This is a genomic window from Archangium primigenium (assembly GCF_016904885.1).
Classification (GTDB): domain Bacteria; phylum Myxococcota; class Myxococcia; order Myxococcales; family Myxococcaceae; genus Cystobacter; species Cystobacter primigenius.
On record NZ_JADWYI010000001.1, the window covers coordinates 7,155,284 to 7,162,425 of the forward strand.

7 protein-coding genes are annotated in these 7,142 nt (G+C 63.7%); 3 read left to right on the forward strand and 4 right to left on the reverse strand.

Features of this window, described 5'->3' with window-relative positions; genetic code table 11:
* The first annotated feature begins 9 nt into the window (after nt 1-9).
* The 3 genes from I3V78_RS29415 (at nt 10) to I3V78_RS29425 (ending at nt 1,983) form a co-directional block, all read left to right on the forward strand.
* Nucleotides 10-195, forward strand: a complete 186-nt coding sequence (locus tag I3V78_RS29415; protein ID WP_204492456.1) for a transposase — start codon at nt 10-12, stop codon at nt 193-195.
* Nucleotides 196-212: 17 nt separating this feature from the next.
* Nucleotides 213-722 carry a helix-turn-helix domain-containing protein gene (locus tag I3V78_RS29420; protein WP_204492458.1) on the forward strand — a complete coding sequence of 170 codons (510 nt, stop codon included), beginning with the start codon at nt 213-215 and terminating at the stop codon, nt 720-722.
* A gap of 89 nt (nt 723-811) precedes the next feature.
* Nucleotides 812-1,983, forward strand: a protein-coding gene (locus I3V78_RS29425; RefSeq protein WP_204492460.1) for an IS3 family transposase whose coding sequence is annotated in 2 segments (ribosomal slippage) — nt 812-1,067 and nt 1,067-1,983 — 1,173 coding nt in all. Because the reading frame shifts where the segments join, the coding sequence is not laid out codon by codon here.
* A gap of 88 nt (nt 1,984-2,071) precedes the next feature.
* Here I3V78_RS29425 and I3V78_RS29430 read toward each other — a convergent pair.
* The 4 genes from I3V78_RS29430 to gltJ form a co-directional block, all read right to left on the reverse strand.
* On the reverse strand, nt 2,072-3,172 hold the full coding sequence (locus tag I3V78_RS29430; RefSeq protein WP_420840435.1) for a TIGR04552 family protein: 1,101 nt from the start codon (nt 3,170-3,172) through the stop codon (nt 2,072-2,074).
* 108 nt (nt 3,173-3,280) lie between these two features.
* Nucleotides 3,281-3,769 carry a toxin-antitoxin system YwqK family antitoxin gene (locus I3V78_RS29435; RefSeq protein ID WP_204492463.1) on the reverse strand — a complete coding sequence of 163 codons (489 nt, stop codon included), beginning with the start codon at nt 3,767-3,769 and terminating at the stop codon, nt 3,281-3,283.
* A gap of 192 nt (nt 3,770-3,961) precedes the next feature.
* Nucleotides 3,962-4,885: a hypothetical protein gene (locus I3V78_RS29440; RefSeq protein ID WP_204492465.1), complete on the reverse strand. Its 924-nt coding sequence runs from the start codon at nt 4,883-4,885 to the stop codon at nt 3,962-3,964.
* A 223-nt stretch (nt 4,886-5,108) separates the two neighbouring features.
* Complete coding sequence (gene gltJ, locus I3V78_RS29445; RefSeq protein ID WP_204492467.1) at nt 5,109-7,133, reverse strand: adventurous gliding motility protein GltJ; 2,025 nt, start codon at nt 7,131-7,133, stop codon at nt 5,109-5,111.
* Between the last annotated feature and the right edge of the window lie 9 nt (nt 7,134-7,142).

Here is a 7,142-nt window from a genome sequence, read left to right on the forward strand (position 1 = left end):
CTTGAGGGTATGGCCCGAGAACTGCTGCCAGACACCTTGTCGGTCCGCGTGAAGGACTTGCTGCCCGTCCATCCTCCGCAACCCAAGGGCGGACGGCCCTGGAAGGAGGACCGGCTCGCGCTGCGCGGCATCATCTTCGTCCTCAAGGTCAACATCACGTGGGACTCGCTGGCCCGCCTAAGCACCCGGACATAGATAATGTCCACCCCAGCATGGAACCGCTGAGGGTGGACGATTCGGTGCGTGAGCGGCTGCGGGACATCAGCCGCTCCTCGGATGTGGATGCCGACGAGCGCGACCGGGTCCAGATGGTCCTGCTTGCCGCCGAGGGCTGGAGTGCACCGCACATCGCACGCCACCTGGGCGTCAGTGACAAGACAGTGCGCCGACTGCTCAAGGGCTGGCGTGAGCGCGGCGAGCAGGCCCTCTTCAAGACTTTGCCTGGGCCAGCGCCTGACTTCGAGCACCAGCAGCGCGTGCACCAGGCACTGCACCTGCTGCTGCAGCAGCCACGCACCTGGAGCGCCAGCCAGTTGTCTCACGCCCTGCAGGAGCATAGCCTCCGTCTCGGCGTGCGTCAGGTGCGCCGCTACCTCGCGGCCATGGGCGCCAGCTGGCGGCGTACCCAGCTGAGCCTGGCCCACAAACAACAGCCCGCTGCCGTCACTCGGGCGCGAGCGCGCCTCAAGCGCATGGAAAAAAAGCCCGCGAGGGAAGGTTAGACCTCTACTTCCTGGACGAGTGCGGCTTCTGGGACTGGCCCGCTTTTGTGGACATACCTCGTAAGTCGGCTACACGGGAGGTAGTGTCCATGGAACGAAGGAAGAGGCGCAGCTTCAACGAGGAGTTCAAGGCCGAGGCGGTCCGACTGGTGCGCGAGGGCGGCAAGAGCGTGCCTCAAGTGGCCAGGGACTTGGACCTGACGGATTCGGCCCTGCGCAACTGGGTGAGGCAGGCGGAGGTGGACGAGGGCAAGGGCCCGGCGGGCGCGCTCACCACGGCCGAGCGGGAGGAATTCGCACGGCTGCGCAAGGAGGTGCGCCAGCTGACGATGGAGCGTGACTTCCTAAAAAAAGCGGCGGCCTTCTTCGCGAAGGAGGGCTCGACGTGCAGTTCGAGCTGATGGACGCGCAGAAGGCCCACTTCCCCGTGAAGTTCATGAGCCAGCAGTTGGGGGTGTCGCGCTCGGGCTACTATGCGTGGCGAGGGCGCCCGGAGTCCGCGCGGCGGGCGTCGGACCGTGCACTGTCCGAGGAAGTCACCCGGGTGCACCACGCCAGTCGCCGCACGTACGGCAGCCCGCGAGTGCATGCGGAGCTGCGAGCCCGCGGCCAGCGGGTGAGCCGCAAGCGCGTGGTGCGGCTCATGCGCGAGCAGGGCCTGGCCGCACGCAGGCGGCGGCGCTACGTGGTCACCACGGACTCGCGCCACCACCAGCCCGTGGCGCCCAATGTGCTCGCGCGGGACTTCTCTCCGGCGCAACCCAACACCACCTGGGCAACAGACATCACGTACGTCGGCACGCGCGAGGGATGGCTGTACCTGGCGGTGGTGCTCGACCTGTTTTCGCGCAGGGTGGTGGGCTGGTCCATGAGCGATGCCATCGAGCGGCACCTGGTGCTGGCCGCCCTGGATATGGCGCTCGAGGGCCGTCAGCCCCCACGCGGGCTGGTGCACCACTCGGACCGGGGCAGTCAGTACGCCAGCGAGGACTACAGACGTGCCCTGGCGACACGGGGCATTGAGTGCAGCATGTCGCGCAAGGGCAATTGCTGGGACAACGCCGTGGTGGAGAGTTTCTTCAGCACCCTGAAGCAAGAGCTCGTCTACACCACGGACTTCACCACGCGCGCGCAGGCCCGGCTGGCCCTCTTCGAGTACATCGAGGCCTTCTACAACCGGCAGCGTCGCCACTCGACCCTGGGCTATGTCAGTCCTGTGGCTTTTGAGCTTGCGGCCTTACCGCAGAAGTTGGCAGCATAACCTCACTGTCCACGTCAGCGGGCCAAGCTCAGGAGAGCCACGCCAGCCGAGCAAACCCACACGACAAATGCACAAGCCCAAACGAGTCTCAACCTTGTCGCCTGGGAACAACAAGTCCTCTTGAGAGACGACGAAGAACACGCCGCCTTTGGCGATGCTTGTATAGTTTATGAGCATTGTCTCCTTGCTCATTCTGCAAAGCAGTCTCTTCATCCATTATCTGGAATTCAACAAGCGTAAAAACGATTCGGTTCTTTCGCTCGCGTGAATCCTCCTCTGGGCGAGGGAGATACGCATCCATCCGGAGAGGCACATCAACAATGAAATTCAATGCACGGTAAGTATTCCCTGAATATAAATTACGACCGCGATCTTCTCGGTCCTCATAGTCAGGGTCCAACTGCAACTGCGACGCAAATTGCCTCAAATGAGGATTGCCTTCCAAAATCAACCTGAAGGGCAGCAATGTGTTTTCGGTTTGACCAGGAACAACAAAATTGAACGGGAAAAGATGTTGCGTCAGGAAGTACAGGACGGGAAGAACATCTTCTCTCGTCTTTGTAATAATGCGAAAGCGCGTTCGGTCATAAATCTGCGCCGCAACCGTTTCCTTTTTCGCCAACAATTTCGTAATTAGGGAATCCTGCGTCTTGATTGAGTGCGCGAACTCAACCACAGGCAAACCCTTTTCCTGAATCAAATTCGCAACCCGAAGAACCTTGGCCAACACCAATCTGGACAACTCTACTTCTGAAAAAGACAAACGGTGAAGCAAATCCCTTCCCTCTATATGCTGAATAACGTGCATCACCTTTAAGACGATACACGCGATGCGGCGGTACCGAGGCAAACCTTTCACGCCAGAGGCAAACAAAAACAAGTCATGAATCTCGTTTGGCTCCGCGACAACATCCGCAACACGATAATCAAACGTCTTTCTTAAATACTCAACGGCATCAGCAAGAACTTTTCGCGCCCATTGTTCATCTTCGACGCGATTCGTGTCGATTTGACACAGCTGTAGAAAACGATCGACTTCGTCTCGCCCCTGGAAGTGCATCCGACGCCAGTCGATGACAGAGCCTCCACGGAGGATGAGTCGAATGCGCTCAAGCTCACGGAGACCCATGTCCGCAACGGAACACACGGGGATGTCGGGCAGTTGTCGAATAGCTGGGTCGGACTTCACGCCCGCGTTTCTAGCCGAGCGGTAACCCCGTGGGAAGGGGAACCCCCAAAAGAAAGGCCGCCACCCCCTTGGGTGACGGCCGTTCACGAAGACAGCTCGGGGTACAGTCTACTTCGCAGCCACTTCCCGATTGTCGCGGTACTCGGTCTGCTTCACCAGACGACCGTCGGCGGAGAACTCCTTGACCATGCCCTGGCGAAGTCCGTCCGCGTACTGCTCCACCTTCTTGACCGTTCCGCTAGCGAACAACTCAGTAACCTCTCCATGGAAGTTACTGCGCTTGAAGTTGGCGGTCCCCGTCTTCTGGCCCTTTTCATCGAAGAAGGTCCACAGGCCCATGCGGAGACCATTCTCCGACAGGCCTTCCGCCTGCTTCATCCCATTGGGATGGAAATAGACCGTCGTCCCATGCGGAGTGAACTCTTTCACATCCGCTTTGATGCACGCGGCCATATCGCCCAGCTTCTTGTTGGCCTTCCGCTCTTGCCGCGTTCCACTGGGGCAGTTCAAATCGGTGGAATCCTTGGCGAACGAAGTCGGCGCAACAACCATCGCCGCGAACACACCAACAACTCCGGTCCACTTCTTAAGCGACATGACGCGTTCCTTTCGACTGAGCGGCAATGCTCTCTCCGCTAATTAATAGACGCGATCGAAAACGCTCTATTCATTTACCTCAGCGGAGCGCAACACGAAACCCGTTGCTCACAAAATGAAAAGCCCCACCCTCTAAAGGGTGAGGCTCCGCAAAACGTTCAACCCCAAGCAGTATAAATCAACCGCACGAAGCTATCGCCGCAGCTGCTGGCACACGGGATTGCCACCCGTGAAGAAGTAGCCCGCCTGGATAGTGGTCGAACCAGAAGGACGGCACAGATACGTGTCGAAGTAAGCGTCCTTCAAGTTCCCCGAAGTGCGAGTGAAATTCAGCAGCAATCCCTCGTTCAGAATATCGAACTGCCGAGCGGCCGTGTTCACGTAGAAGAACTGAGCCAGCCCAGCGCGCGTCGAAGGCCAATCCGCATCAGTCCGGTACGCACGAACGCGAACAAGGAAGGCGTCCGGATTGGTTGCGCCAGCGCACTTGTTGGAGTTCACCTCGTAGCCCGTGCTCTCCACGGAGTAGATCACGGGGCCCGAGCTGGACGCGCTGCTCCACGCAGGACGACCCGTCGAGAAGTTCTCGCAGCTCGCCTCGGCAACGGGGGCCGGAGCGCACTTGCTGCTGCTGCAGTACTGGCCGTAGCTGCAAGTGGTCTGACCGCTGCCCGAGCAGGTGGTCTCGGCGGGGCGGTTCTCGCAGGTCTTCGTCGCCGTGTTGCAGGTCTGGTTCGCGGCGCACTGCGCATCCGACGTGCAACCCGCGGGGGCCGGCGTGGTGCCATCCGTGCAGACGCTGTACGAGGTGGAGCACGACAGGGTCGAGGCGTCCGACACCCGCGTGTCGCCCTGGCACAGCGGCGTCGTGTCGCACTTGCAGATCAGGGGCGTTCCCGTGCCGCTCAGCGCCTCGCACCGCTTCGCGGAGGTCGGGCAGTCCAGGTTGGTCGTACACGTCTGCACACAGACCTGAGCCTGGGGGTGACAGATCTCACCCTCGATGCAATCCCCATCCGACGAGCACGCCAGGCTCGTGCGGCCACCATCACACGCCATCATCAGGCTCGCGGCGCTCAGCGCGGCGAACATCAACATCATCTTCCGAAGCTGCATTCTCGGCTTCCTCCTGAAGGAATACGTCGCATCGAGGCGGGCTGCCGGCCCTCAAGGCCCTCCTCGTCCTGCAGCGCGGGGCTTAGTCCCGCGACTCCAGGCGTGTCAACGACTGTCGACACCTCTCCTCGACGCTCTTTTCAGAGGGAGATTCATTCGCTTCAAGAGGAACAGCCATACGAGAGATGTGTACCGTATGTGACTGTTCCTCTCGAAGATGCTGTCAGAACGTGAACGGGAAATCGATGGGCTCTCCCTGAACCTTGTGCTTCGGGAAGTTCCACCCCTTGATGAGCCCCGAGATGCAGGTCGCCATGTAGGTCGACCGGAACTCCCCCGTCTGACAGGACACGTTCTTCGTCTTGCCATTGGGCTGGATCGTCCAACGCATCACCAGCTTGCCGCTCAAGCCCGGGTCCTTCTTCTTCTGCTCTCCCACGCACTTCACGATGGCGGGCTTGTTGTTGAGCACCACCTGCATGATGTCCGACTGACCCAGCTTGTCGATCGTCGCGCCGCCTTCACCCGGCTCGGGCGGGATGTAGGCCGTGCGGCCCTTCGCCGAGGCGCTGCTCGTGGCACTGGCCTTCTTCGTGCCAAAGAGCTCGTCGAACTCGTCATCCGCGTTCCCACCCCCGCTGCTCTTCGCCGCGGGCTTGGCACGCGCCGTGATCTCCTCGGCATCGTCGTTGCTCGAGCCGCGCGAGGGCGCGGACGCGCCACGGCTCGTGGACGTGCCTCGCTTGGTCCCCGTGCGGTCCGGAATCTCGGCACGCGCCACCTGCGCGGGCGCCGTCTTGGGCTCCTCCGCGGGCTTCGTCGGCTCGGCGGCGGGCGGAGGCGTCGCCGCGGGAGGCGTCGCCGCGGGCGTGCCCGCGGCCGCCACGGCGGGAGGCGTCGTCGTGGGCGTGGCGGCGGTGGGAGGAGGCGTCGTCTCCGCCGGGGGCGTCGGCGCGGCGGCCACCGCCGTGGCCGGGGGCGTCGGAGCCGGCTCGGCGGGCTTCACGGCGGCGGGAGCCTGGGCCTGGGCCACGGGCTGGGGCGCCGCGGGCGGCTCCGACGGACGGGACGCCAGGAAGAAGCCCACACCCCCCAACATCAACAGGGCCCCGGCGGCGATGCCAATCACCATGCCCGTCTTGCCGCCTTGCTTGGGCGCCGCCGGGGGCGGGTAGCCCGGGTAGGCCGGAGGCGGTGCGTAGGCCGGAGGCGGCGCGTACTGCTGCGGCATGGGCTGAGGGTAGCCCTGGGGCGCGGGCGCATAGCCCGGCGCGGGGGCGGGCATGTACGGCGCCGGCGCGGGCGCGTCCGGCAGCAACGGGCTCTTGGTCACGGCCGCGTCGGGGGGCGGCACGTCCAGCAGGCCCGACGAGGCGGGCACGGCCTTCTCCTCGGCCGCGGCCTTGGCGGCGGGCTTGGACAGGGCCTCGTTCTCCTCCTTCACCAGCGAGGCGAGCACACTCGCCGCCGAGGGCTTCCAGCCCGAGTCCTGTGCCGAGGGCGCCACGGGGGCCGGGGTCTCGGCCCGAGCGGCGCGCGAGGAGGCGCCCGCGCTGAACGCGGATTCCACCGGGCCCGAGGACGCGGACGACGACGCCGCCACCGGCGTGGGCTCCACGATGACCGGACGCGTCGGTCGCGGCGCGAGCACCGAGGCGAGCTCCGTGGCCTCGGAGAGCGGAATCCAGTCGCTGAAGCCCGCGCGCCAGCACAGGCTGTCCGGACCCACCTCGCCCTTCTCCCAGTGGTCCTTCACCTTCTCCATGGTGAGCGGGCCCACCTGCTTCTCGTCGATGGCGACGAACCACTCGTGAGAGACGGCGGGCTTGGTGCTGCTCGCCTCGGCCTCGGCGAGCTTGCGCACCGCATCGCTCGCGTCCGACACCGCGGCGACATCCGCATCGCCCACCTCGCCCGCGGGGAGCTTGTGGGAGCCCGAGTTGAGCACCTGGTCGAACACGGCGCCAATCTCGTCGTCCTCGACGCCCCCGAAGATGCCTCCTTCGGGAGGCGTCCCCAGGCTCGCCGGAAGACCGAAGCCGTCCTTCTGATCCTGGGCGCCCGAGGACGAGCCGTTCGAGGCCGAGGCCTCGTGGGCCGACCCCTCATCCTTCGCCGCCGCCGAGCCAGCGGAGCGAACCACAATGTTATGGCCGCACTTCTTGCAACGAACCTTGACGCCCTTGGCGCCCACCTTGTCGTCGCTAATGGAGTACTGCGCGCGGCAGCTGTCGCAGACGAAACGCATCGTTCCCCG

Excerpts from the sequence above, each read along its gene's own strand:
- I3V78_RS29435 (WP_204492463.1), bottom strand. The coding sequence starts at position 3,769 with ATGTCGCTTAAGAAGTGGACCGGAGTTGTTGGTGTGTTCGCGGCGATG.
- I3V78_RS29415 (WP_204492456.1), top strand. The coding sequence starts at position 10 with ATGGCCCGAGAACTGCTGCCAGACACCTTGTCGGTCCGCGTGAAGGAC.
- gltJ (WP_204492467.1), bottom strand. The coding sequence starts at position 7,133 with ATGCGTTTCGTCTGCGACAGCTGCCGCGCGCAGTACTCCATTAGCGAC.
- I3V78_RS29420 (WP_204492458.1), top strand. The coding sequence starts at position 213 with ATGGAACCGCTGAGGGTGGACGATTCGGTGCGTGAGCGGCTGCGGGAC.
- I3V78_RS29440 (WP_204492465.1), bottom strand. The coding sequence starts at position 4,885 with ATGCAGCTTCGGAAGATGATGTTGATGTTCGCCGCGCTGAGCGCCGCG.